Here is a 25,410-nt window from a genome sequence, read left to right as displayed (position 1 = left end):
AACACTAACATTCATTAGACAGGCCAAAACATATAAAACTAAATTCTTATCTATACCTTTCGCACTTCAAATTTCGGCGTTGCTTAAGGAGACGCCGGGGTGTTCGGTCCCTCACCTAACGCTAGGTGAGAGACCGAAATGCATGACGCTATGGAAACGTTTTGGATTTCGTGAAAAATAACTTCCTGGAGCTATAAGTTTTGCTCGCCGTTTCCCTCGTTCCCACGGTCCTCCGTGGGAACGCATACCGATCAAGTTTCGGCAGCCAACGCATGGATTCGCACAGAGGACAATGGGAATCAGAAAAATTGCACCTCGACCATTCGATTAATTGTTTTTTATAAAGAGAGCGCTTTCAACCTAAACTCGGCAATTTGACCATGAAACACATGAAGCCTTTAAACGGCTTGCCCTATAAAATCTTAAATAACCTTTTAGGAAAAAACGATTTGCATAGGCAGAATAAGCCATTGAATTAACGACTTATTCCCTACGATCTTTATGGTAAAATGCTTTTTCTAGGTTCAAAGCACGTTTATTAACCCAACCGAAAAGAAAAATAACTATGTCTAAATTTCCAATCGATCTCGGCGCTTATCAGCGCATTTCACTCGATCCAAGCAGCAATAAACTGACCGCCGAACAAAAATCGGCTCTGCAGGCCAATATTCAATTATGCCGCGATGCGATCGTTTTTTTCACAGCGACCGGCGCCGCCAGAGGCGTTGGCGGACACACCGGCGGCCCGTTCGATACGGTTCCTGAAGTCATGATTCTGGACGCTCTGTTTCGCGGCAACGACGACAAATTTGTTCCTGTCTTTTTTGATGAAGCAGGTCACCGCGTTGCCACCCAATACTTGATGTCCACGCTAAACGGCGATTTACCGGCCGAAAAGCTGATGCATTACCGTGAAGCGCATTCTCACCTACCGGGCCATCCTGAATTGGGCTTTACACCCGGCGTAAAATTCAGCTCCGGTCGCTTAGGTCACATGTGGCCTTACGTCAACGGCGTGGCGATTGCAAACCCTAGCAAGACATTATTTTGCTTGGGTTCCGACGGCTCGCAACAAGAAGGTAACGACGCGGAGGCTGCGCGCCTTGCCGTTGCTCAACAACTCAACGTGAAACTCATTATCGACGATAACGATGTCACGATCGCCGGCCACCCTTCCCATTATTTGGGCGGATGCAGCACCGCAAAAACACTGGAAGGCCATGGCGTTAAAGTACTAGAAGGCGACGGCGAAGACCTCGACGACCTTTACCACCGCATCGTCACCGCGATCAATACCCAAGGTCCTGTCGCGGTCATCAATCACCGCCCGATGTGCCCTGGCATCAAAGGTTTGGAAGGCTCGACCCACGGTCACGATGTCATTTCGGTGAAACTGGCGCTGGAATACTTGGAAGCCAACGGTCAGCAAGCCGCTGTTGAACATTTAAAGTCCATCCAAGCACCGAAACAAGACTACACATTCCTCGGCTCCAGCGATAAATGGGATGCCAACCGCAACGTCTTCGGCGATGCGTCTGTCGGGATTTTGGGCCGATTATCAGAAGCGGAACGTCTGGATAAAGTTCGCGTGATCGACAGCGACCTTGAAGGTTCTTGCGGTTTAAAGAAAATTCATGATGCTTACCCCGAGATTTTCATCTCTTCCGGCATCATGGAACGCGGCAACTTTTCCGCAGCGGCCGGTTTCGGTATGGAAGCCGGTAAACAAGGTATTTTCGGCACATTCAGTGCTTTCCTGGAAATGTGTATTTCCGAAATCACGATGGCACGCTTGAACAATTCCAACGTGTTATGTCATTTCTCGCATTCCGGTATCGACGACATGGCCGACAACACCTGCCATTTCGGTTTAAACAACATGTTTGCCGACAACGGTTTGAGCGACGGTTACGACACCAATCTGTACTTCCCGGCCGACCCGAACCAAATGAAAGCCTGCTTGGAAACTATTTTCTTCAACCCGGGTCTGCGTTTCGTCTTCTCTACCCGTTCCAAGGTACCCACGATCCTGGATAGCGATGGGAACGATTTCTTCGGCGGCAATTACCAATTCGTTTCCGGCAAGGACGAAGTCATCCGCGAAGGCACGCAAGGCTATGTCGTCAGCTTCGGCGAATCGTTATACCGCGCGTTGGATGCAGTTGAACGTTTGAAAAAAGAAGGCATCGATGTCGGCTTGATCAACAAACCGACATTGAACGTCATCGACGAAGACATGCTGGCCAAAGTCGGAAAATCGCCGATGGTTTTGGTCGTCGAATCGTTCAACCGCAAAACCGGTCTGGGTAGTCGCTATGGCTCATGGTTACTGGAACGCGGTTTCACGCCTAAATTTGCCCATATCGCGACGCATAAAGAAGGCTGCGGCGGCTTGTGGGAGCAATTCCCGCACCAAGGCATCGATCCGACCGGAATCATGGCTAAAGTCAAAGACTTGCTAAAAGGCTAAGCTAAAAAATAATGTTTTAAAACGTTATCATACTGGCATGAATTGTCAGTATTTCCGCGCGGGGCGGGTTATTCAACCCGCCCCAAACGTTTCCGCATGGTTCATCCACAATATACCCATCGTATATCAAAATTCGGCGCCTGGGTGCCCGCTAAAGGACGCCGTGAATACGTCCATGTAGGCTCTATGCCAGCTCCATGCTGGCAAAGCCTTTATCGGACACCCAGACACCTCCTCAGGCACTGCCGAAATTTGAAGTACGAAAGGTATAAAAACAGCACCGTAGCCCGGATGGAGCACAGCGCAATCCGGGATGGGCGAGGCCGCGAATTTCGCGTATTCCGCTAGCGCTGCATACGGGCTACGTCCTTACCAGATATAAAGCTTCCGGTTTCGGCATTCCCAAGCTAGAACACGCAGGTTAGCGAGCCTGCTCTACATAATCAGATTACCGATTATTCTTCGATTTCCAACTCTTTGATTTTACGAGTCAGCGTATTCCTCCCGTAACCCAAAAGCTTAGCCGCTTCGTGACGTTTTCCGCCGGTAAAATCTAATGCCGACTTAATCAAAATGGCTTCGACTACCGGTATCGTATGTTTGGCAATCTCATGATCGCCCTTATGCAATTGGTACTCGATATTTTTCTTCAATACCCCTTGCCAATTCTCATCCGCCCCGCCCGACTCCTCCCGACTATGCAGCAATTCCGGCGGCAATTCATTCTTATGAATTTCCCGACCCGAAGCCATTACGGTCAGCCAACGACACAGATTCTCGAGCTGGCGTACATTACCCGGCCATTCCAGAGCCTTCAAGAATTGTTCGGCATCAGGCTTAAGCACCTTTAATTCGGTATTCAATTCGGCCGCGGCTTTACTTAAAAAATACTGCATTAGCAACGGAATATCTTCTCGGCGATCGCGAAGCGGCGGGATATGAATACGAATAACATTCAAGCGGTGAAATAAATCCTCGCGAAACCGGCCTTGAGCGACCAAGGCTTCAAGATTTTGGTGTGTCGCGGCAATGATCCGAACATCGACCTTAACCGATGAATGCGCACCGACCGGATAAAATTCTCCGTCCGCCAGCACTCTCAGCAAGCGCGTTTGCAGTTCGGCGGGCATATCGCCGATTTCGTCCAGAAACAGCGTTCCGTGATTGGCTTGTTCGAATCGCCCCGACCTTCGCGCTTGAGCACCGGTAAACGCACCTTTTTCATGTCCGAATAATTCGGATTCCATCAAATCCTTAGGGATCGCGGCCATATTCAACGCAATAAACGGATTACTCGCTCTTGGACTATGACGATGTAAAGCCTTGGCCACCAATTCCTTACCGGTTCCGGACTCGCCATTGATCATCACCGTAATGTGGGACCGGGCCAATCGACCTATCGCTCTAAATACTTCTTGCATCGCCGGTGCGGCACCGATAATTTCCGGGGTCGATTCAACAACATGGTTGTTCTGTATTGATTCCTGTCGCTGCTTGGAATGCTCGCATGCGCGGCGAACGACCTCAACGACTTCTTTTATATCAAACGGCTTGGGCAAATATTCGAAGGCCCCGCCATGAAATGCCGATACCGCACTCTCCAAATCGGAATGTGCGGTCATCACAATGACCGGCAAATCCGGATGACTACTTTGCACGCTCTTCAACAACTGCAGGCCATCGATGCCGGGCATGCGAATATCGGTGATCAACGCGTCCGGTTCCTCGGATTTTAAAGACTCGAGCAACACATTACCGTTTGTGAACGAACGGGTTTCGATCGCGGCTTTTTGCAGGGCTTTTTCTAATACCCAGCGGATGGATTTATCGTCGTCGACGACCCAAACCATGCCCGAATTACTCATGGTGATTCTCCAGGGGTAAATAAATAGAAAATACGGTACGACCGGGCTGACTATCGCATTCGATCATGCCGTCATGTTGATTGATCAAAGACTGTGCGATGGACAATCCCAGCCCTGTACCACTGGCCCGACCGGTAATCATCGGATAAAAGACCTTGCTCATCATCTCTTTATCGATTCCGGGACCGGTATCGATAATATCGATTCTCGCAGCCAGTTTGTTTCTCTTGCGACCGATCGTCATTTGTCGGCAGACTCTGGTTTTTAAAGTCAGTATTCCGCTGCCTTCCATCGCCTGTACGGCATTTCGGACAATATTCAATACCGCTTGAATTAATTGATTTTTATCAGCAAAAACATCCGGAATACTAGGATCGTAATCCTGAATAACGCTCAGTTTTCCGTTCGCTTCAATAAGCACCAATTGCCTAACCCGCTCGACAACTTCATGAATATTTAATAGCGCTTTATTCGGTAGCTTATTAGGCCCGAGCATTTTATCCATTAAACCTTGCAACCGGTCCGACTCGGCAATAATGATTTGAGTGTATTCCTTAAGCTCAGGATCATCCAATTCAAGATCCAGCAACTGCGCCGCACCTCTTAACCCTCCAAGAGGGTTTTTGATTTCATGAGCCAAACCTCTAACCAACATCCGAACGGTTGTTTGCTGAGCAATCAGTTGTTCTTCCTTAGAAATGCGTAAATGCCTATCCAATTGCTGCAATTCGACAATAACCTCCGTAACCTGATCATCATTGATCACAGGCGTCGCACTAAAATTGACCGTAATGCTCTGATTCATGATATCCAGAGTCAATTCACGATCGACTAAGGGCTCATCCATACGCAGGCATTGCTCCAGATCCAACCTTTGCTCCGAATCGATCGTCTTGAATAACTCTATGGCACTATTACCCAACAAATGTCGAGCACTATCGGCGAAGAGAATCTCACCGGCGGTATTGATGTAAGTCAGTTTAAGCTGCCGATCGAATAGCAAAACCGCTTCATTTAAGTGTTCGAGAATCTTTTTATACACGGTTTTTTAAAGTCATGAGCTTATCGGTTAATCAAGGAAGAAAACTATATACAGGGAAAACGAATACTTTACTGATATTTAAGCAAATATTAGACCAAAGAACTTAGATAGATAATCGACGAATCTAAGACCATATCTTGTGATGGGCACTCACGCGGGGGATGACGATTTATTCCTCATTCCCACGCTCCCGAGTGGGAATGCATACCGATCTTGCCTCGGCAGTTACGGTATAAGTCCCCACGGAGGATCGAGGGAACCAGAATAGCCGCCATCAGTGGCGTTAGATTCCGCCAGTCCATGGCGCAATGACGAGTTACCCTTAACTTTTAATGGCAGTTGATTCCCTACCCACGCCCCTTTCATCTTTCACCCTTTCCTCGTTCCCACGCTCCAGCGTCACTGCCATTAAGTTAAGCCGTCACAGAGATAAGTAATGCTTGCATTCAGGCTCTAATGTGCCTCAAAAGCTTGCCATCCATGGCACTGGATTCCGCCAGTCCATGGCGGAATGACGGGTTTCCCTTAACTTAATGGCAGTGACACTCCAGCGTGGGAATGCATACCGATCTTGCCTCGGCAGCTACGGTATGAGTCCCCACGGAGGACCACAGAAACCAGAACGGTCGCCAGCTCATGGTGGAATGACGGGTTACCCTTAACTTAATGGCAGTTGATTCCCTACCCACGCCCCTTTCATCTTTCATCTTTCATCTTTCATCTTTCACCTTACCCCATCATTTCCGGTGCAAAACGAGATTAGCGAAAACCATTGACCGGCATTTTTGGTGCGCCCAAACAAAAAACGCCCCATAATGGGGCGTTTTATAGTTATATTTTCGATTCTGTATTACAGACTGTAATACATATCGAATTCAACCGGGTGCGTGCTCATCCGCAGACGGGTCACCTCTTCCATTTTCAACGCAATATAACCGTCGATGGCGTCATCAGTAAACACGCCGCCTTGTTTCAAGAATTCGCGGTCGCTATCCAATGCTTGTAAAGCTTGATCGAAGGCATGGCAAACTTGCGGAATCGCTTTTTCTTCTTCCGGCGGTAAATCGTACAAATCTTTATCCATCGCATCGCCTGGATGAATTTTGTTTTGAATACCGTCCAAACCCGCCATTAGCATTGCAGAGAACGCTAAATAAGGATTTGCAGTCGAATCAGGGAAGCGCACCTCGATACGGCGGCCTTTCGGATTGCTGACAAAAGGGATACGTATCGAAGCGGAGCGGTTACGCGCAGAGTACGCCAACATTACCGGAGCTTCGAAACCTGGAACTAAGCGTTTGTAGCTGTTCGTCGAGGCATTGGTAAATGCGTTCAATGCTTTGGCGTGCTTGATAATGCCGCCGATGTAGTACAACGCGGTTTCCGACAAGCCACCGTATAAGTCGCCGGTAAATAGATTGACACCATTTTTGGCCAAGGATTGATGAACATGCATACCGCTACCGTTATCGCCTACCAGAGGTTTCGGCATGAATGTCGCGGTTTTACCGTAAGCATGCGCAATATTGGTTACGACATATTTTAAATCCAGCACTTCGTCGGCTTTTTTAACCAAAGTACCGAATTTAACACCGATCTCGCATTGACCGGCTGTTGCGACCTCGTGATGATGCACTTCGGTAACCATGCCCATTTCTTCGAGAATCAAACACATCGCAGAACGCATATCCTGCAAAGAATCGACCGGAGGAACAGGGAAATAACCGCCTTTCACGCTTGGACGATGACCCATGTTTCCATCTTCATAAGCTTTTTCGGAATTCCAACCGGCCTCGGAAGAATCAATCTTGTATGAAGCGCCTGAAATATCGGACGACCAACGCACATCGTCAAACACGAAAAATTCGTTTTCAGGACCGAAGAAAGCCGCATCACCTATACCGGTACTCGCCAGATAAGCTTCTGCGCGTTTCGCGATAGAACGCGGATCGCGTTCGTAGCCCTGCATGTCGTTCGGCTCGATGATATCGCAACGTAGAATCAGCGTGTTATCGTCATAAAACGGATCCATCACTGCCGTGCTTGGATCGGGCATCAGAATCATGTCCGACTCGTTAATGCCTTTCCAGCCCGCAACCGAGGAACCATCGAACATCTTGCCTTCTTCAAAGAGGTCTTCATCCACATCATGAGCAGGAAAAGTCACATGCTGTTCTTTGCCGCGCGTATCACAAAAGCGAAAGTCGACAAATTTAACATCGTGCTCCTGAATCATTTTAAGTACATTTTCTACAGACATGTAAGTTGTCTCCTAGGTTGATTGTTATATATAAATTGCTAAGAATATTTCGCGATAACGATATCATTATTTTGAGTTGCAATATAGCCGCCCGGAAAAGTTTTATAGCCTCTCCCCAATAACCGGTCATTGATCGACGAGCAAATCAAAAAGGAACCTTTTGCTCCATGTTAACGAGCATGAAATAACTTCTTCAAATAACGGCAGGAGGTTTGCTGGACCTCAAAACGATTGCTGGAAATAAATGAAACCGGCTTTCGAAATCGCTACACACTATTTTTAAGCACGTCACATGCCATATAAGCAACTGATTGATCTCAATTATAAAAACAACGTCACTCATCGATCGCCCTCCCTTCTCAGCATCATTATGGTGCACAGTTTAAAGCAAGTTGCACCACATTGACACAAAACAATAACTCCTGTTAAGGCAAATGCCCAAATCTTGGGTTAATAACATCCTTGGCTTTTATGGCACGCTCCGTGCTTTAAACAAATTCGAGTTCGTAACTTAACAAGAGGCATAGAGATATGAAATTAATAACAGCAATTGTTAAGCCCTTTAAGCTGGACGATGTACGCGAAGCGTTATCCGAAATAGGGGTTTCAGGAGTCACCGTAACGGAAGTTAAAGGTTTTGGCCGCCAAAAAGGCCATACGGAATTGTATCGCGGCGCGGAATATGTCGTGGACTTTCTACCAAAGGCCAAGGTCGAGGTAGCCATCGGCGACGACCAGCTCGAAGCGGCTGTAGAAGCCATTTCCAAAGCAGCCAATACCGGCAAGATTGGCGACGGCAAAATTTTTGTCAGCAATCTCGAGCAAGTCGTCCGCATCCGAACCGGTGAAACCGGCGAAGAAGCTCTATAACATCGTTAACGAGGAGATCGAAAGTGGATAAATTAGTTGAATTAAGTTACGCGCTCGATACATTTTATTTTTTGATGAGCGGCGCACTGGTCATGTGGATGGCGGCCGGGTTTGCGATGCTCGAGGCCGGTTTGGTCAGAGCCAAAAACACCACCGAAATTTTAACCAAAAACATCGCCTTGTTTGCTATCGCCTGCATCATGTACATGCTGGTCGGTTACAACATCATGTACCCTGATGAAGCGGTCAACAGCGTATGGCCCGGCATCAGCTTCCTGCTCGGTGATGACCATACGACCGAGGCCGTAATGAGCAGCGGAGGAGAAACCTATTACTCGAAAATGGCCGACTTTTTCTTTCAAGTCGTGTTTGTAGCCACGGCAATGTCAATCGTCTCCGGCGCCGTTGCCGAACGCATGAAACTGTGGTCATTCTTGGCATTCGCAATCGTAATGACCGGCTTCATCTACCCGCTGCAAGGTTATTGGAAATGGGGTGCTGGCTTTCTCGATGGCCTGGGCTTTCTCGATTTTGCCGGTTCCGGCGTGGTTCACATGTGTGGCGCGAGCGCGGCATTGGCGGGAGTATTATTACTCGGTGCACGTAAAGGAAAATATGGAGCGGACGGCTCGATCAACCCAATTCCAGGCTGTAACATGCCGCTGGCAACTCTTGGAACCTTCATTCTTTGGATGGGTTGGTTCGGATTTAATGGTGGTTCTGAATTAAAAATTTCGGACATCGGCGAAGCCAACTCGGTTGCCATGGTATTCGTCAATACCAACACGGCGGCTGCCGGAGGACTTGTTGCCGCCTTATTAACCGCACACTTCATGTTCGGCAAGGCCGATCTTTCGATGACGCTGAACGGCGCTTTGGCAGGATTGGTTGCAATCACCGCTGAGCCGTTGACGCCATCGCCATTATTGGCCACTGTCATCGGTGCAGTCGGAGGAGTCATCGTCGTTTTCTCGATCCTGGCTTGGGATAAACTCAAAATCGACGACCCGGTTGGCGCGATTTCGGTCCATGGCGTCGTCGGCATGTGGGGGTTGATCGCAGTCTGTTTCTCCAATGAAGAAGCCAGCTTTTCAGCCCAATTGATCGGCATCGTAACAATATTCGGATTCGTTTTCTTCAGCAGCCTACTGACTTGGTACTTAATCAAGCTAGCGATGGGCATCCGCGTCAGCGAAGAAGAAGAATACAAAGGCGTCGATTTCTCCGAGTGCGGCATGGAAGCTTACCCCGAGTTTACGACTGAAGGCAGCAAACGCTAACACGTTAGCCTAGTAATAACGGGCGCGCAATGCGCCCGTTTTTTTCGGAAAAAGTAACGCCCCGCATCGGATTAAGCCTTATGAAATTGTAACTATTAGGATATTTAACTATGATTGCGGCTTAAACCGAACCCCGAAAGGGATACGATAGCAACTTAACCACTCTGGAAGATCAATATGAAATTAATTACAGCGATTATCAAACCATTCAAAATGGATGACGTCAGAGAAGCCTTATCGGAAATCGGCGTTGCGGGAGTTACTGCCACCGAAGTCAAAGGATTCGGGCGCCAAAAAGGGCATACCGAACTTTATCGCGGCGCGGAATATGTCGTGGACTTTTTGCCCAAAGTGAAATTGGAAATTGCCGTTTCCGATGAAATTCTGGATCAGGCCATTGAAACCATTGTCAAAGCCGCTAATACCGGGAAGATAGGTGACGGCAAGATTTTTGTGACAAGTCTGGAGCAAGTGATTCGCATCCGAACCGGTGAAACCGGCAGCGACGCCATTTAACCCTGCTTTAAGAGATGCCTATTATAAAACATTGAAAGTTAAATAAAATAAACATTATGCACGACAATATCAACCCAGCCTTCTTTGTAAAAGCTGGGTAAAAATCGGCATGATTTTTTAACTTATATAGCTCAATATTTTAGACCATAGGCACCACATTAGTTAAGACTGGGTTAAGCTCACGAGCAAGCCTCAAACTATTCGGTACCTGGATATGATTTATTCCCGGTACCGACAATTCCGCGCGCGTCCACTAAAAACTTATAATAATTAACGAGGACAGCATGACCCTTAACAAACTGAACAGTTCCATTTTACTGTTCGGCCTACCGCAACTTGCCGCGGCAGGCGAACTCAATCAAAGCAATACCGCATGGGTATTAACCTCCACCGCATTAGTGCTCTTCATGACTCTGCCCGGGCTTTCCCTGTTCTATGGCGGACTCGTCAGAAGCAAAAACGTGCTATCGGTGCTAACGCAATGTTTCGCAATCACCTGCATCGTTTCGCTGCTATGGCTTGCAGGCGTATATAGCCTGATTTTCGACGACGGCGGAGATTTGCAACAAGTCCTGGGCGGCACCCATAAGTTTTTCGTGCCCAGCCTGGTCACGGATTCTCTAATCGGCGACATACCGGAGACCGTCTTCTTTATGTTTCAAATGACTTTTGCAATCATTACGCCGGCATTGATCGTCGGTGGTTTCGCAGAGCGCATGAAATTTTCAGCCATTCTCTGGTTCAGCTCCTTGTGGTTGCTGCTGGTTTATGTGCCGATATGTCATTGGATCTGGGGCGGCGGCTGGCTCGCCGACTTGGGCGTCATGGATTTCGCCGGCGGCATTGTGATTCATGTCAATGCCGGCGTTGCGGCCCTAGTATCGGCCTTGGTTCTCGGTAATCGAAGAGGTTTCCCGACTACTGCGATGCCGCCTCATAACATGACGATGGTGCTAACCGGCGCCGGCATGCTGTGGGTAGGCTGGTTCGGCTTCAATGGCGGCAGTGCGTTGACCGCCGACGGTTCAGCCGGCATGGCGATCCTGGTAACGCACACCGGTGCGGCAGCCGGCTCTTTAACATGGATGTTCATCGAATGGATCAAATTCGGCAAACCCAGCGCATTGGGCATCGTGACCGGTATGGTCGCAGGCCTCGGCACCATAACGCCGGCTTCCGGCTTCGTCGGTCCCGCAGGCGCATTGGTGATAGGCGTTACTGCAGGCGCTCTCTGCTTTGTCGCCACTCAATTCATGAAGCGAAAGCTGAAAATCGACGACTCGCTCGACGTATTTCCTGTTCATGGCGTCGGCGGCATCGTCGGATCCCTTTTGACCGGCGTTTTCGCTGCCACCAGTTTAGGCGGATTGGGTTTGGACGAAGGCGTTTCGATCATGGATCAAGTCGGCGTGCAAGCGCTGGCGGTCGGCGTCACGATTCTCTGGAGCGGTTTTTTTAGTTATTTGATCTTGAAAGTCCTGGATCTACTGATCGGTTTAAGAGTCACCAAAGACCAGGAACAACAAGGCCTGGATATCGCAACCCACGAAGAAACCGGTTACCACAATCTAACCTAATCTTCCCTACCGGAAAGGATGGACGGTTTCGTCCATCCGCATTATGGCGGTGAGCAGTGAGCTGATGCGATTCCCCTTCCATTTGTCAAGTCCTAATTTCCTCTTTCCTCTTTCACTATATTCCTCCCCCCAATCCTCTTTTGAGGTATAAAATAACGACCACCACTATATTTTTCATGGCGACGCGGAGGCCGAATGAATACCGCTGTTTTATTAGAACGGATACAAAATGGATTACGAAACCGGACCAAAACCATTGCAGGCCTTTCGATCTTATTTGCATTGTATGCCCTCGCCGGCTTTTGGATCGTGCCGGCCGTTCTGAAAAACCAAATCCCTAAAATCATCCACCAGGAAATCGGACGCGAGGCCGCTGTCGAAAAACTATCGATCAATCCATTCACGCTGGAAATGGCTGTCAACGGCTTCGAATTGAAAGAAACCGACGGACAAACATTCGCGTCATTCAAAGACCTTTATATCGATATCGCTGGCTTCGATTCAATTACGCATTTTAAGCCTATCATCGAGAAAGTTTCCTTGACCGAACCCTTCGTCAGAATCGCCAAAGACTCTGAAGACATATTCAATTTCGCTGATTTGACCGAAGCGGACCCGGAAGAACAACCTATTGAAGAAGATACCGGAATATTTGCGTTCCGACTCCGCGGCCTAGCCGTTTTGGAAGGATCTGTCCTTTGGGACGATCTTCAACTGGCCGAACCGCAAAAAGAAACTTTCGGCTCAATTAACCTATCGCTGAGCGAACTCAATTCGGTCGATTCCGAACCTGCCCCGCTGCAATTTTCTTTTATTTCGGACTCGAGTACTACGCTCGATTGGCAAGGCTCGATCACACTCAAGCCCCTACAATCGCAAGGCTCGATTAAATTGGAAAAAGTCGGATTAACTCGAATCGGACAGCTTTTTTTACAGGAAATCGACGATATCAAAATCGACGACGGCGAACTGAATCTTTCGTTCGACTATACGTTGAATACCGAAGAGGACGGTATAACCGCAGCAATCAAACCCATCCGGTTCGGCGCCGATAATCTCAAACTCAAAATCGCCGCAGAACCCGGCCAAAACTCCGATATCGAGGCTAAATCACTCAAGTTCGATGCTAATTACGAGCTGACGATGTCCAATGACGAGATAACGCTCAAGACTACGACACCGAACCAACTCAGCGTCGATAATCTCAGCCTAAATATCCCCACGGAACCGGGACAAAGAGCCGATATTAGCGTTAAATCCGTCGGATTAGGCACTAACTTCACACTGACAACAGCCAATGGTGAATTAAAAGTCAACACCGATACCGCTAAACTGACACTCGACACATTCAACCTGAAACCTTCCAAGCCTTCCGCCGACATCCCGGAACTATCAGCGCATAAAATGGCTTTCGATGCCGTCTATACAGCCGAAAGCAATGAACAAGGTCTCAAACTGAATATAGATCAAAGCCGATTCGATCTCAACAAACTAAAAATGGCCTTCAAGCCGCATACCGAAATGCTCGAAGCCGAATTGAGCCGTTTAACGATTGCAGCCGATGTAACGATAGCTCCTGACATGGCCGTTCAAATCGAAAAAGGTAAAATAGATCTTAGCGAACTCCAATTCGGGGCTGACGGGCAAGATATCGAACTCATCAACATTCCGGCAATAGCAGCTAGCGGCATTAAGGCCGATACCACCAAACAGCGCATCCATATCGCGTCGCTGACATCGAAAGGCGCGAAGCTGAAAACCTGGCTTAATCCGGACGGTCAATTCAACTATTTAGCTCTATTCGGTGACGAAAGCACCGAAAAAACCGATCCGATACCGGCACCCGATAATAAACCCTGGCGCTTCGCACTAGACTCTTTTACTATCGATGGCTATCAAATCGCGTTTACCGACAAAACTCAAAAAACACCGGCTCCTATCACTTTGTCCGAACTTACCGTCGGCATCGAGCACCTAACGGATCAAACCGATCAAAAATCACCGGTTCGTTTACACACGAAAGTCAATGAAACCGGCTCGATCAACATCGAAGGTCGATTAGCCCCTACCCCGCTATGGGCCGACCTCGAACTCAAAGTCGATGCGATCGCGCTAAAAACCTTCCAACCCTACTTGGAAAGTCATGTTCGTTTGGACCTCATAGAAGGCGATTTTTCCGCTCAAGGTCAGGCTTTATTGGCAATCGATGAACAGGACGAGCTGGACTTGAAATTTCAAGGCGATGCTCATATAGACAGGCTGTTAACTCGCGATCAAGTTCAACGCCGGGACTTCGTCAAATGGCTCAAGCTTGATCTCGGCAGTATTTCGATTGACCTAGCGGCTAACCGGTTCATTTTTGAAGACATCCGCTTCGATCGGCCTTACATTCGCGTATTGATCAAAAAAGACGGAACGACGAACTTCAACGATATCGTCTTAGCGACCGAAACGCCGGAAACCGGACAGCCCGAAACCGAATCCGAATCCGACAGCCCAATCCATTACCATATCGGCCGAATCGAAGTCAAAAGAGGCTTGTCCGACTTCGCCGACTACTCGCTGATACTGCCTTTCGTCACACAAATGAATAATCTTAATGGCGTCTTGTCCGGCATTTCGTCCCAGCCCGACGCTACCGCCGAGCTGTCGCTGCAAGGCAAGGTTTATGATTTGGCCAGTGTCGGAATTGCCGGCAATTATCAAATGGACAGCGGCGATTCAGCGATCGAACTCAACTTCAAGGACATGCCGTTGCCGCTAGTCACGCCCTACATGGCTCAATTTGCCGGTTATAAAATCGAAAGAGGTCAAATGTCGCTGGATCTCAAATACACGATCGACCAAGGCAAACTCAACGCACAGAACAATCTGTTCATCGATCAATTCACGCTCGGCGAGAGAGTCGAAAACCCCGATGCGGTATCGCTACCGTTGAATTTAGCGATCGCATTGTTGAAAGACTCCAAAGGGCAAATCAATATCGACTTACCTATTACCGGAAGTCTCGATGATCCGGAATTCAGCGTCGGCTCGTTAGTGATGAGAGCGCTCGGCAACCTCATAAGAAACATCGCCACATCACCGTTCAGAGCCATCGCATCGATGTTCGACGCGGAACAGGATTTAAGCGCTATCACTTTCGAACCGGGCAGCACCAAAATCACAGAGACCGAAAAAGCCAAGCTCGACGCATTGGCCAAGGCATTGAAAGACAGACTAGCCCTCAGATTGGAAATCAAAGGCGCCGCTTTCGAGGCTCTGGACTGGCCAGCGCTGCGCTCGGAAGCGCTTAACGATCAACTGAAATCAATGAGAGCGAAAGAACTCAGAGCGGAAGGTAGAAGAATCCGCGCGGAATATGTCACGCTATCCGAAGACGAGGAACAGCGTTTGCTGGCACAACTTTTCATCGAAAAATTTCCGATGCTGGCCGACTACACGCTCTTCGGCAGACCGAGATTGAAAAATCCCGAACAAGGCGACTTTTATGAGATCGCTCGGAAAACGCTCGAGGCGACCTTGGAACCCGATCAACAACGACTAAACGACTTAGCAGTACGCCGTGCCGGAGCAATACAAAACTACCTGATTGCCGAAGGCGGTATCCCCGGAAACCGGATATTCCTACTCGCGACAGAACTGAATCCGGTTAGGAAAGAGCCAGGCATCACTGCGACGCTGAGTTTGGGTACGCAGTAAGCGAACGAAAAATAATCCGCCCTACAAAGGAAAAAACGCGTCAACTGCTCTTTTTAGGTTTATTTGTCAGAAATCCTAAGTAACGTTCATGAAGGCCTAGCCATCGCCCTGGCAAATGAAAGTTCTCTGGTGGGGAGGGTGCGGTCACTCGCCCGACAGGACGCCGTGAACCCAGCACCTAAATTACCTAAGATAGTTTACCATAGCCAATGATCTATGGAATTTAGGTGCTGGGTGAATACGTCCATGTAGGCTCGACGGCGGCTCGAAAGCCAAGGACGGCGTGAATGCAGATTTTGCAGGAGCAAAAATCTGCCCTGCCGCCGACGCCTGTCGATCGAGCAACCGCACCCTCTTCGGAACCGGAATTGCCAGGACGGAGATTTGTATATCGAAAAATTAGATAATTGGTCTAAATCTACGAACTTTCACAGTAAGATTTAGCGCCGAATAAATGCCAAGAACTCTGCGCATTTTTATTGCCTCGCATCAAAATGATATCATTCCGCAACAAACTTCATTATCGGAAAAAATCATGCAAGCACTGACAGACCGAGAGCTTTATCAAGCCCTCGAATACGCCAAAAGCATCGACGAGACAACCGGCAGAGGAATCATGGCCGACTTCCAAACCGACCAGACTATGCTCGCGCAGATGCTGTTCGGTATTTTTCCCGGCATCATTGCCGAGCAGAATCAAGACATGGCGCATTTATTCATGGATTTGTGCTTCGACTTGCTCTGCGTATTTCAAAAAGCCTTCGGCCCACTGCCCGCGCAAAACGAACTCGATATCGATTGGCTTCAAAAACAAGCGATGCTACTCGATACCGAATTGCAAGCCGTGAAGAAAAATCAAGACATGGACGAAAAAATCCGGAACTCGTTGCAACAAAGAATGATTTCAAGAACACACGATGAAACTCCGCAATCCGGGCTCATTGCATTTATGAACGCAGCAGTCGATGATTATGCCTCGGAAAACCCAAGCCGGGTACCTGCCACACAAATCACGCAAGCGCTGATTCTGGTTGCAATCCGCCTATTCAATAACCTCTACACGCATGCTCGGAAATCCTGATATGTCGGATATTATGAAATTAACGGTCGGCGAACGATTCGATCACAATTTACCTGACGAAGGCATGAGCGTAATTCTGGTCAACGGCACCCCGGTGCTGACCTTTAATTTTTCGCTGAATCGACAACAAATCGATGCCTTTTTGAATGGCTCGTGTTCGTTCGGCCTGTTTACCGAGAACGATGCGCTGTTTTTTTTGTTTAAGATCGATAATTTTCTGGAATGGTCGGACCTAGCCTTCACAATTCACTTAGCCGGCGATGAAACTGTCGCAACCGGCCCGGGCTATCTGCCTTTCAATCTGGTATTAGTTGATTCGGCCACAAGCATCGTCAAAGGCTTGCGCGTCGTTACCACAACGCCGGAATTCGGCGCCATACTGGCAGACATCACCGAACAGCAAGCCAAGCAGCCATTCGATACGATTGCTTACTACAAAACGATCGGAGACATTTACGAAAAATACCCGTCGGCCAGCGACATGTTGAAAAAAGCGCTAATCGTCGAGGAAGGCGGGATTACATTACCGAAACACTAAAACTTAACCGAATATCGGGCAGTTCTCGTCTTTTATCGTTTGGATTGCGAGGAGGATACTGCCATTAAGTTAAGGAAACCCGTCATTCCGCCATGGATGGCAGGCTTTTGAAGCACATCGAGCTCAAATGCCGGCATGACTTATTCTGTGACGGCTTAACTTAATGGTAGTGGATTAAGAGAGGGGGAGCCATCCATGGCATCGAATCTTACTATGTGGATCCTTCACATTATCCTTCGAGTCAATGCAAACCGGCTATCCTGTCGATTTGTCCCGCCATCCCGGCCGGAAACGGTCAACTTTTTCCTTAATTTGCCGCAAATGGATGCGTCGCAGTCGCTTTGCCCGAAACCACTTCCTGAGCGGTTGGAGAACCGGCAACGGCACGCTCGATTGCTTCTTTAGTCGCTTCGTAGTTGTATTGTTGAATTTTGGCGTCGTCTTCAGCCATCCAGTGGATAAAAACACCTACCGAAATAAACAGATTGTCGGCTTCGTCGGCAGGAATAATGCCGCTTTCGACCGAATCAGCAACCGCCATCGCCACGCCGCGCTGAGCGGGTCCGAACATTTGGACGGCTTGCTTGGAACCTTTGATCGTGACCTTATTGAACATTACGGTCGCAGGTTTTACCATCAAGTTAGGGGCAACAACAGCAAGCAAGCTGGAGAAACCGTCTTTGTTGTTTGTCAGGCAGTTTGCGAAAGCGGTTTCGGCAGCCGAACCGCGTGGGCCGATAATCAGATCGATGTGTGCGACTTCGTTGCCGTCGCCTACCAATGATTCGCCTACGCGTAAATTACTGATTTTTGCCATGCTTGTTGACTCCTTAAAAAATAAAGATGAACAGAGTTTGAAAATTAAGCTGAAACCTAATACGGCATATTCCGTTTAAGTTGTGGGACATTGTAATGCCGATTCCTTTCAGGCACCTTTCATGGAATTTTTAGCACAGCAGCCCGGATGGAGCGTAACGCAATCCGGGATGGGCGAGGCCACGAATGTCCCGTATTCCGCTGACGCTGCATACGGGCAACGTCCAAACTCTCAGCCGGTTAGGTCGGGTCACGCTAGCGCTAACCCGACCTACGCTATTTTCATGGAGTTTTTAGCCTAAACGACCTTAAATTTCGGCCAATGTTTGCCCGATCATCGCTTCGGCGCGGCTCAAGTAACCCGAACCGAATAAATTAAGATGATTCAAAATATGATAAAGATTATAAAAAGTCTTTCGAACCCTATAACCCGGATCTTCCGGCAAAACCTCATGATAAGCCGCATAAAAATCCCGGCTAAACCCGCCGAAAAGCTCGGTCATCGCCAAGTCTGCCTCGCTGTCCCCGTAATAACAGGCCGGATCGAAAATTACCGGCGCCCCGCCGGCCTCGACAGCGGCATTTCCGCCCCATAAGTCGCCATGCAACAAAGACGGCTTAGTTCGGTAATTGTCAAACAAGGCATCCATATCCGCCAAAAGTCGCTCGCCTTGGCTTTGCAACCGGCCTCGATAACCGTTTTTCGCCGCCAATCGTAACTGAAAGCCCAAACGCTGCTCGCGCCAGAACCCCGGCCAATCGTCGTAACGGCCGTTCGGTTGTGGCGTACTCCCGATCGTATTGTCTCGATGCCATCCGAAATAAGGCCGCTCCGCACTATGCAGTAACGCTAATTGCCGCCCTAATTGGCGCTCGGAACGAGAATTCGAAGAAGCGAACTCGATATGTTCTAAAACCAAAAACGACCGCTGCTCGGTTTGCCCGCACACGACCGGTTCGGGCACCCTTATCGTCCGCGTGCCAGCTATTTCTCTTAAGCCTTCGGCTTCGGCCTCAAACATATCGACCGAAGCCGGACGATTCAATTTTACGAAATAAGTTCGTTCTTCACTCCTCAAACGGTAAGCTTCATTGATATCGCCGCCGCCGACCGGACGGGCTTCCGTTACCGAAAAAGGCCGCCCGGTCGCCTGTTCGATTTGCTCGGCGATTGCTTGCCAATTCATCGTCATTGTCGTCTCTCCGATTTGATTGAATTGCAGAACCAAAGATGTTACCGATCGCAACGCCTCTGCGGAACGGTTTATTTAACCCATCCTACGGCGCTGAAAGTTTGATAGGCTGCTAAGGTAGGATGAGTAGAGCGGAGCGAAACCCATCTACGGCGTCAGAAGCTTGGGAAAGAGCGGAAGTTTTTTGCTTGATGCGTATGGGTTACAAACCCCGTCCTGCCAAGAAAATAAAATAGAACAACGTCAACGTGCGCGCATAACGCCGGATTCATGCGTCAACTTTCAAACGACAGTTGATTGCCGAATGCATTCCTCCAATCCACATCGAATTGCGCGACTGCGGGACTCACCGCCGGATGCCCCAGCATTTGTTCGGCAATCTCGATCGGCAGAGTAATAGCGCTCACCCCCGCACTTAACACATCGAGTACTTGCCGAGTGTTCTTGAAACTAGCCGGCAACAATTTACACGACAATTTTTGGCGATCGAGCAAATTTTGTAAATCGGCAACCACTTGCGGCCCATTCTCGCCCATCGCATCGATTCTATTGACATAGGGCGCCAGATAATCCGCTCCGCACAAAGCCGCTAAAAAGCCTTGCTGGACGCTATAGATAGCCGTGGCCAGAACCGCTATCTCATCGGCTTTGATTTTTTTGATTGCGGCTAAACCGGTTTCGTTGGCCGGCACTTTCACGACAATATCGTAAGGTAAATCCTGTAAGCGTTTCGCTTCCTCGACCATACCGTCGACGGTCGAACTGACGACCTGAACATGATAACGAGCTTCGGGACCTATCAATTCGGCCAAATTCAATAATAATTGATTTAAACCGACCCCGGACTTGGCAAGGATCGATGGATTAGTCGTCACGCCCTTGACCGGCAAGCAGTCATGAAAGCGAGCAATTTGCACGGTATCGGCGCTATCGAGATAGAGTTCGAACATAAATTTAAAAATCGGGTTGAAAAAATGACTGCTCGGCAGTCGTTAAATTAAATAGCTCGGGGATAGCTCAGCTTTGGGGATTGGGGTTGATCCATTGCTCCCCTGCTGTTTCCCAAGCTCTTGCTTGGAAAAGAGCGAAAGCCCATACCTTGGCTGCCGAGGCAAGATCGGTATACATTCCCACGCTGGAGCGATAGGAATGAGTAAATCGTAAATACCGTTTTGCCTTCTTAGCCAATGTGACTTCGATACCATTATATGGTTACCTAACGTCCCCGACTTCGAAATCGCGATCAGGGGATCGCTCCCACAGAGCATCCTGCCCCTTGCTGGAGAGCGGTGGGAACGAGGAAACTCAAACCGCTCAATTTTTCATCAAGCCCAAAATCACCGCGATGTGCGCCAGTTCCGCCAGCGTCGAAACTTTGAGCTTATTTCTAATTTGCGTGCCGTAATTGGCGACCGTTTTGTAGCCCAAACAAAGCTCTTCGGAAACTTTGTGTACCGTCATGCCTTTCGCAAGTAAGCGGAATACATCGAATTCCCGGGCCGAAAACGCCTCGATAATTGCATGGTAATCCATCACATCCGACTTTCCGGTTTGATCCTTGAGCAGACCATCTTCGATGTAAATTTCGCCATTTGCGATATGCTCTATTGCCATCGCAAGATTGGCCGCCGCACTGTTTTTACTGATATAGCCTTTGGCTCCGGCCGCAATGGCTCGATTAACATAGACCTGTTCATCATGCACGCTAAACACCAAAATCTTAGCCTTACTATCGCGTTGACAAATACGCCGTATCGTCTCCAGTCCGCCTAGGCCGGGCATCGATAGATCCATCACGGCGACATCGACTGCATGTTCCTGCATCAATTGAATCGCCTGCTCCCCTCGATCGGCCTCGGCAACGATTTCGATCGTATCCCGCGTCCCGAGCAACATTCGAAACCCCGCGCGCACAACCGCATGATCGTCGACTAAAATAATTTTGATTTTACTTTTCATAGAATAGGTATCGTTGCGCTAACTGCCATGCCCTGACCGGGTTGCGAGCGGACGCTCAGCTCGCCATCGAGCGACTTAATCCTTTCTTGAATGCCTCTGAGCCCGAATCCTGACGATATCCGATTGATATCGCAACCGCGCCCGTCATCGGCCACCTCCAAATGCAAACAATCACGATTTTCGCCTAAAATTTCCAGTACTATTTTAACGTGTTTGGCCTCGGCGTGACGGATTGTGTTGGTCAAACATTCCTGAATGACACGAAATATCTGTATCGCAACATTTTGATCAAGCGAATCCAACTCGTCCGGACACTCAATGGTCAAATTCAGCCAAGGGTTTCTTTCCGACCAATGGTTGACCATATCTTCGAGCGTGGCTTTCAAGCCTAATTCGGTCAAAATCAATGGATGCAATTGATGCATCATCGAGCGTACGATAGCCATCAAATGATCGCAGATATGGCTGATCGACTCTGTAATTTGACGGGTATCGGCTTTTTCATGCGCAGCAGTGACCGCCATGACCTTGATTGCCGTCAACGATTGACCCAATTCGTCATGTAATTCCTGCGATAAACGCCGGCGCTCCTCTTCCTGAATTTTCAACGAATGCTTGGTTAAGGCGCGATTTTCCTCACGAGTCTTATCGAGCACACCGGCCATATGATTAATCGCCCCGGCGATACTATCGTATTCCTGAATCGAAAACCTCGGCAACACTTCCCGATACTGTCCGGTTTCGATACGCCTGACACCGTCGACGATCGTATCGATAAATCGCAGGGTTTTATGCAAGGTTTGGTGTACCGCCAAAAAGATCAATATAATCAATAAGCACAGGGTAATAAAAAAAGCGACCGTTTCATGCCAAACCTCGACAGTCTCATCCATCGGATTCGGCTGAATAATCAGCATCAATGCCTTGCCGTCGGCCATCACGATTGGATAGTGCGTTTCGGCATAATCGGCGGTAACCAAACTTACAAACCAACCCGGAGGCATGTCGGGCTGGTCTTCACTTTGCAGCGAACGGGTCACTTGAATCGTTTCACCGGTCGGTTGCTGAACGCGGATATCCAAATGGCGTGTTTCTCGTAAAGCGCTAAGCCAATAAATCCAATCCGACTCCTTCATGGTTGCGGAGGCCGGTTTCGAAAATCCGAATTTAACCAATTGCAATGCCAGGTTTAGAGAAGAGCCGACTTCTTCAGTGACCGCCTCCCGAGCCCGCCAAATCGCGATCGAACCGCCCAGTATCAAAATACAGACGAATAAAAACAAAATTCTGACAATTAGTTGGAAACGTAAGCTCATGTTGGCCGAAACTGGGTTAAAACATATCATTATCAAGTCGTATAACCCGTTACACTATAGGAAAATTTCATTTTTTCAGTTTATTCTAAATCCATCCAGCATCAGAGATTATACCGATCGTAGACCAAAATGCGGCACCGGAGCTTGTCATTATGCCCGACTTTTCATTAAGCACCACTTGGCTCATTCCGTCGCCTATCGAAACGGTGTGGTTCTATCTGATCCGCCCCGAAACTTGGCCGGATTGGTGGAGATATGTCGATTCGGTCGAAAACATCTCGTCCGGCGCATCGAAGATTCCCAATAATAAACGGCGCATTTATTGGAAAACACGTCTGCCCTACCGATTAGTCATTGAATTGACCGTTACGCGCGCCATTGAGCATCGCTACCTCGCGGTGAAGGTTCAAGGCGACTTGGTTGGATCGGGACATTGCCGAGTTTCGGGCAATGCCGAGTCGACTCGGCTCGAATTCGATTGGCACGTCGCAACCTGCAAACCGTGGATGAACCGCTTTGCCTTTCTTTGCCGGCCGATATTCGAATGGAACCATGCACAAGTCATGAAGGAAGGCGAACGTGGATTAGTCTATTTAACGACACTTAAAAATTCATCGATAACGTGAAATAATAAGGAACGACCAATTCCATTGTAATTGTTCAGTCCCTTCGTAAGTATTCAGTCCACCCTCTTTGAAAAAGAGGGGCTAGGGGAGATTATTTAAATAAATCCCCTCAATCCCCCTTTTTCAAGGGGGAGGCTAACAATTACACCTGAATTGCAGTAATTTGCCAGCGGGGCTGAATACTTACATTCCACTCACACACCGGAAATCCATCACAAAATGGCTCAATACATATATTCAATGAACCGGGTAGGCAAAATTGTCCCGCCCAAAAAATATATCCTAAAGGATATTTCGCTATCCTTCTTCCCCGGCGCCAAAATCGGGGTGCTGGGCTTGAACGGCTCGGGCAAATCGACGCTATTACGCATCATGGCGGGAATCGACAAAGATATTGAAGGCGAAGCGATCCCGCAAAAAGGCATTCATATCGGTTACTTACCACAAGAACCGCAACTCGACCCTAACAAAACCGTGCGCGGCAACGTCGAAGAAGCCGTAGCGGAAATCAAAGCGATACTGACCCGATTCGACGAAGTCAGCAACGCCTTTGCCGACCCCGATGCCGACTTCGATGCCCTGCTGGCCGAACAAGCCGAACTCCAAGATAAAATCGAAGCGGCCGGTGCTTGGGAACTAGACCGTAAGCTGGAAATCGCTGCCGATGCGCTACGCCTGCCGGATTGGGACGCCGATGTCACGAAACTATCGGGCGGTGAAAAACGCCGCGTCGCATTATGCCGACTGTTGCTATCCAACCCCGACATGCTGCTGCTCGACGAACCGACCAACCACTTGGATGCCGAATCGGTCGCATGGCTGGAACGCTTTCTACACGATTACTCCGGCACCGTCGTCGCGGTCACGCATGACCGTTACTTCCTCGACAACGTCGCCGGTTGGATTTTGGAACTGGATCGCGGACAAGGCATCCCTTGGGAAGGCAATTATTCGAGCTGGCTCGAACAAAAAGAAAAACGTTTGGAACTGGAAGAACGCCAGGAATCTTCCCGAATGAAATCGATGAAGGCCGAATTGGAATGGGTACGTTCCAACCCGAAAGGCCGCCATGCGAAAAGCAAGGCTCGCTTGGCGCGCTTTGAAGAACTATCTTCGCAAGAAGCGCAAAAACGTAACGAAACCCAAGAAATTTATATTCCACCCGGCCCTCGCCTCGGCGATATCGTGATTCACGCCGATAACATCAACAAGGGATTCGACGATAGATTACTGATTAACGACTTGAGCTTCAAACTCCCGCCGGGCGGGATTGTCGGAATCATCGGCCCGAACGGCGCCGGTAAAACGACGCTGTTCCGTATGATGGCCGGATTTGAACAACCCGACTCCGGCACCGTAACAATCGGTCAAACCGTACAACTGGCCTATGTCGATCAAATGCGCGACAACCTAGACCCGAACAAAACGGTTTGGGAAGAAATTTCGGACGGCCTCGACATCATCACGGTCGGTAAATACGAAACGCCATCGCGCGCCTATGTCGGCCGCTTCAACTTCAAAGGCGGCGACCAACAAAAACGCATCGGCGATTTGTCCGGCGGCGAACGCAACCGCGTGCACCTGGCCAAGCTATTGAAAAGCGGCGGCAACGTCTTGCTGCTCGACGAACCAACTAACGATCTCGACGTGGAAACCCTGCGCGCACTTGAAGAAGCGCTCCTGGCCTTCCCCGGCTGCGCCGTGGTCATTTCGCATGACAGGTGGTTCCTAGACCGGATCGCGACACACATGCTGGCCTTCGAAGGCGACAGCCAAGTGGTCTGGTTCGAAGGCAATTACGCCGATTACGAAGCCGACCGCCATCGCCGTTTAGGCACCGATGCCGACAATCCGCACCGGATCAAATACAAGAAATTGACTTAATCGGCCCGATAAAGATAGCAAACGGCAGCGCCGAGTATATATTTCCCATGCTCTGCGCTCGCCGTTATACACAAGTATCGGTAAACTTGCTAAACAGAGTTCGTCGTATACCTGGAAACGGTGCTGTTTGATAAATCTGCGGATATTGAACATCAGTGGCTTCGAAATCGCGACGAAGGCGTCGCTCCCACAGGGGGGCGGATGCTCTGTGGGAGCGATCCCCAGATCGCGATTTCGAAGTCGGGAACGTTGGGCGACAAAAAATGGTATCGAAGCCTCATTAGCTAAGATTGCAAAACAGTAATTTTTGACTTATGTATAACGATGAGCGCAGAGCATGGGAACGAGCGTTTTGAGGGGATACCTCAGAACCCGATCCTTTTACTTATTAATGGGTAGTTATTTTAATGCGCTT

The 25,410-nt window shown here is 48.9% G+C and carries 18 protein-coding genes; 10 read left to right on the top strand and 8 right to left on the bottom strand.

Features of this window, described 5'->3' with window-relative positions; translation table 11 throughout:
* Nucleotides 1-565 precede the first annotated feature (565 nt).
* A complete protein-coding gene (locus ACINK7_RS05325) occupies nt 566-2,470 on the top strand; it encodes a transketolase C-terminal domain-containing protein (RefSeq protein ID WP_404360263.1) in 1,905 nt (634 codons plus the stop codon).
* 455 nt (nt 2,471-2,925) lie between these two features.
* On the opposite strand, the gene ntrC is transcribed toward ACINK7_RS05325, so the two are convergent.
* From ntrC to glnA, 3 genes are all read right to left on the bottom strand, one after another.
* Nucleotides 2,926-4,335 (bottom strand): nitrogen regulation protein NR(I), encoded by a 1,410-nt coding sequence (gene ntrC, locus ACINK7_RS05320; RefSeq protein WP_404360262.1) that lies wholly within the window; start codon nt 4,333-4,335, stop codon nt 2,926-2,928.
* A complete protein-coding gene (glnL, locus tag ACINK7_RS05315; protein ID WP_404360261.1) occupies nt 4,328-5,377 on the bottom strand; it encodes a nitrogen regulation protein NR(II) in 1,050 nt (349 codons plus the stop codon). Before glnL ends, ntrC begins: the two co-directional genes overlap by 8 nt.
* 850 nt (nt 5,378-6,227) lie before the next feature.
* Nucleotides 6,228-7,637 carry a glutamate--ammonia ligase gene (glnA, locus tag ACINK7_RS05310; RefSeq protein WP_404360260.1) on the bottom strand — a complete coding sequence of 470 codons (1,410 nt, stop codon included), beginning with the start codon at nt 7,635-7,637 and terminating at the stop codon, nt 6,228-6,230.
* Between the two features lie 531 nt (nt 7,638-8,168).
* Here glnA and glnK point away from each other — a divergent pair.
* The 7 genes from glnK (at nt 8,169) to ACINK7_RS05275 (ending at nt 17,201) form a co-directional block, all read left to right on the top strand.
* Nucleotides 8,169-8,507, top strand: a complete 339-nt coding sequence (gene glnK / locus ACINK7_RS05305) for a P-II family nitrogen regulator (RefSeq protein ID WP_014147354.1) — start codon at nt 8,169-8,171, stop codon at nt 8,505-8,507.
* A 23-nt stretch (nt 8,508-8,530) separates the two neighbouring features.
* Nucleotides 8,531-9,787 (top strand): ammonium transporter, encoded by a 1,257-nt coding sequence (locus ACINK7_RS05300; protein WP_404360259.1) that lies wholly within the window; start codon nt 8,531-8,533, stop codon nt 9,785-9,787.
* 177 nt (nt 9,788-9,964) lie between these two features.
* Complete coding sequence (locus ACINK7_RS05295) at nt 9,965-10,303, top strand: P-II family nitrogen regulator (protein ID WP_014147352.1); 339 nt, start codon at nt 9,965-9,967, stop codon at nt 10,301-10,303.
* Nucleotides 10,304-10,587: 284 nt separating this feature from the next.
* The gene (locus tag ACINK7_RS05290) at nt 10,588-11,880 is read left to right on the top strand and encodes an ammonium transporter (protein WP_404360257.1); all 1,293 of its coding nucleotides are present in this window, start codon (nt 10,588-10,590) and stop codon (nt 11,878-11,880) included.
* 195 nt (nt 11,881-12,075) lie between these two features.
* Nucleotides 12,076-15,582, top strand: coding sequence for a DUF748 domain-containing protein (locus tag ACINK7_RS05285; protein WP_404360256.1), 3,507 nt, complete (start codon nt 12,076-12,078; stop codon nt 15,580-15,582).
* 454 nt (nt 15,583-16,036) lie between these two features.
* The gene (locus ACINK7_RS05280; protein ID WP_404360255.1) at nt 16,037-16,663 is read left to right on the top strand and encodes a hypothetical protein; all 627 of its coding nucleotides are present in this window, start codon (nt 16,037-16,039) and stop codon (nt 16,661-16,663) included.
* Complete coding sequence (locus tag ACINK7_RS05275; RefSeq protein WP_341327806.1) at nt 16,647-17,201, top strand: hypothetical protein; 555 nt, start codon at nt 16,647-16,649, stop codon at nt 17,199-17,201. The genes ACINK7_RS05280 and ACINK7_RS05275 overlap by 17 nt, the downstream gene beginning before the upstream one ends.
* Nucleotides 17,202-17,508: 307 nt before the next feature.
* Here ACINK7_RS05275 and fae read toward each other — a convergent pair whose 3' ends face one another.
* The 5 genes from fae to ACINK7_RS05250 all read right to left on the bottom strand — a co-directional run bounded on the left by fae (nt 17,509) and on the right by ACINK7_RS05250 (nt 22,485).
* Complete coding sequence (gene fae, locus ACINK7_RS05270; protein ID WP_404360253.1) at nt 17,509-18,018, bottom strand: formaldehyde-activating enzyme; 510 nt, start codon at nt 18,016-18,018, stop codon at nt 17,509-17,511.
* Between the two features lie 307 nt (nt 18,019-18,325).
* A complete protein-coding gene (locus tag ACINK7_RS05265; RefSeq protein WP_404360252.1) occupies nt 18,326-19,204 on the bottom strand; it encodes a fructosamine kinase family protein in 879 nt (292 codons plus the stop codon).
* A 281-nt stretch (nt 19,205-19,485) separates the two neighbouring features.
* The gene (locus ACINK7_RS05260) at nt 19,486-20,160 is read right to left on the bottom strand and encodes a transaldolase family protein (RefSeq protein ID WP_404360251.1); all 675 of its coding nucleotides are present in this window, start codon (nt 20,158-20,160) and stop codon (nt 19,486-19,488) included.
* 364 nt (nt 20,161-20,524) lie between these two features.
* A complete protein-coding gene (locus ACINK7_RS05255; RefSeq protein ID WP_341327802.1) occupies nt 20,525-21,169 on the bottom strand; it encodes a response regulator transcription factor in 645 nt (214 codons plus the stop codon).
* Entirely contained in the window at nt 21,166-22,485 is a 1,320-nt protein-coding gene (locus tag ACINK7_RS05250; RefSeq protein WP_404360250.1) for a sensor histidine kinase, read from the bottom strand. The genes ACINK7_RS05255 and ACINK7_RS05250 overlap by 4 nt, the downstream gene beginning before the upstream one ends.
* A gap of 152 nt (nt 22,486-22,637) precedes the next feature.
* On the opposite strand from ACINK7_RS05250, the gene ACINK7_RS05245 reads away from it, so the two are divergent.
* Together ACINK7_RS05245 and ettA are read left to right on the top strand one after the other, a co-directional pair.
* Nucleotides 22,638-23,111, top strand: coding sequence for an SRPBCC family protein (locus ACINK7_RS05245; protein ID WP_404360249.1), 474 nt, complete (start codon nt 22,638-22,640; stop codon nt 23,109-23,111).
* A gap of 219 nt (nt 23,112-23,330) precedes the next feature.
* The gene (gene ettA, locus ACINK7_RS05240) at nt 23,331-24,995 is read left to right on the top strand and encodes an energy-dependent translational throttle protein EttA (protein ID WP_404360248.1); all 1,665 of its coding nucleotides are present in this window, start codon (nt 23,331-23,333) and stop codon (nt 24,993-24,995) included.
* Nucleotides 24,996-25,410: the final 415 nt, after the last annotated feature.

Origin of the sequence: Methylotuvimicrobium sp. KM1, from assembly GCF_044788715.1 — a bacterium.
Classification (GTDB): domain Bacteria; phylum Pseudomonadota; class Gammaproteobacteria; order Methylococcales; family Methylomonadaceae; genus Methylotuvimicrobium.
The sequence above is the reverse complement of the archived record's forward strand: the minus strand, read 5'-3'. Positions and strand labels throughout refer to the sequence as shown.

Excerpts from the sequence above, each read along its gene's own strand:
- ACINK7_RS05325 (WP_404360263.1), top strand. The coding sequence starts at position 566 with ATGTCTAAATTTCCAATCGATCTCGGCGCTTATCAGCGCATTTCACTC.
- ACINK7_RS05290 (WP_404360257.1), top strand. The coding sequence starts at position 10,588 with ATGACCCTTAACAAACTGAACAGTTCCATTTTACTGTTCGGCCTACCG.
- ACINK7_RS05295 (WP_014147352.1), top strand. The coding sequence starts at position 9,965 with ATGAAATTAATTACAGCGATTATCAAACCATTCAAAATGGATGACGTC.
- ACINK7_RS05280 (WP_404360255.1), top strand. The coding sequence starts at position 16,037 with ATGCCAAGAACTCTGCGCATTTTTATTGCCTCGCATCAAAATGATATC.
- ACINK7_RS05245 (WP_404360249.1), top strand. The coding sequence starts at position 22,638 with ATGCCCGACTTTTCATTAAGCACCACTTGGCTCATTCCGTCGCCTATC.
- fae (WP_404360253.1), bottom strand. The coding sequence starts at position 18,018 with ATGGCAAAAATCAGTAATTTACGCGTAGGCGAATCATTGGTAGGCGAC.
- ettA (WP_404360248.1), top strand. The coding sequence starts at position 23,331 with ATGGCTCAATACATATATTCAATGAACCGGGTAGGCAAAATTGTCCCG.
- glnA (WP_404360260.1), bottom strand. The coding sequence starts at position 7,637 with ATGTCTGTAGAAAATGTACTTAAAATGATTCAGGAGCACGATGTTAAA.
- ACINK7_RS05255 (WP_341327802.1), bottom strand. The coding sequence starts at position 21,169 with ATGAAAAGTAAAATCAAAATTATTTTAGTCGACGATCATGCGGTTGTG.
- ACINK7_RS05275 (WP_341327806.1), top strand. The coding sequence starts at position 16,647 with ATGCTCGGAAATCCTGATATGTCGGATATTATGAAATTAACGGTCGGC.
- ACINK7_RS05250 (WP_404360250.1), bottom strand. The coding sequence starts at position 22,485 with ATGAGCTTACGTTTCCAACTAATTGTCAGAATTTTGTTTTTATTCGTC.
- ACINK7_RS05285 (WP_404360256.1), top strand. The coding sequence starts at position 12,076 with ATGAATACCGCTGTTTTATTAGAACGGATACAAAATGGATTACGAAAC.
- ACINK7_RS05265 (WP_404360252.1), bottom strand. The coding sequence starts at position 19,204 with ATGAATTGGCAAGCAATCGCCGAGCAAATCGAACAGGCGACCGGGCGG.
- ntrC (WP_404360262.1), bottom strand. The coding sequence starts at position 4,335 with ATGAGTAATTCGGGCATGGTTTGGGTCGTCGACGACGATAAATCCATC.
- glnK (WP_014147354.1), top strand. The coding sequence starts at position 8,169 with ATGAAATTAATAACAGCAATTGTTAAGCCCTTTAAGCTGGACGATGTA.
- ACINK7_RS05260 (WP_404360251.1), bottom strand. The coding sequence starts at position 20,160 with ATGTTCGAACTCTATCTCGATAGCGCCGATACCGTGCAAATTGCTCGC.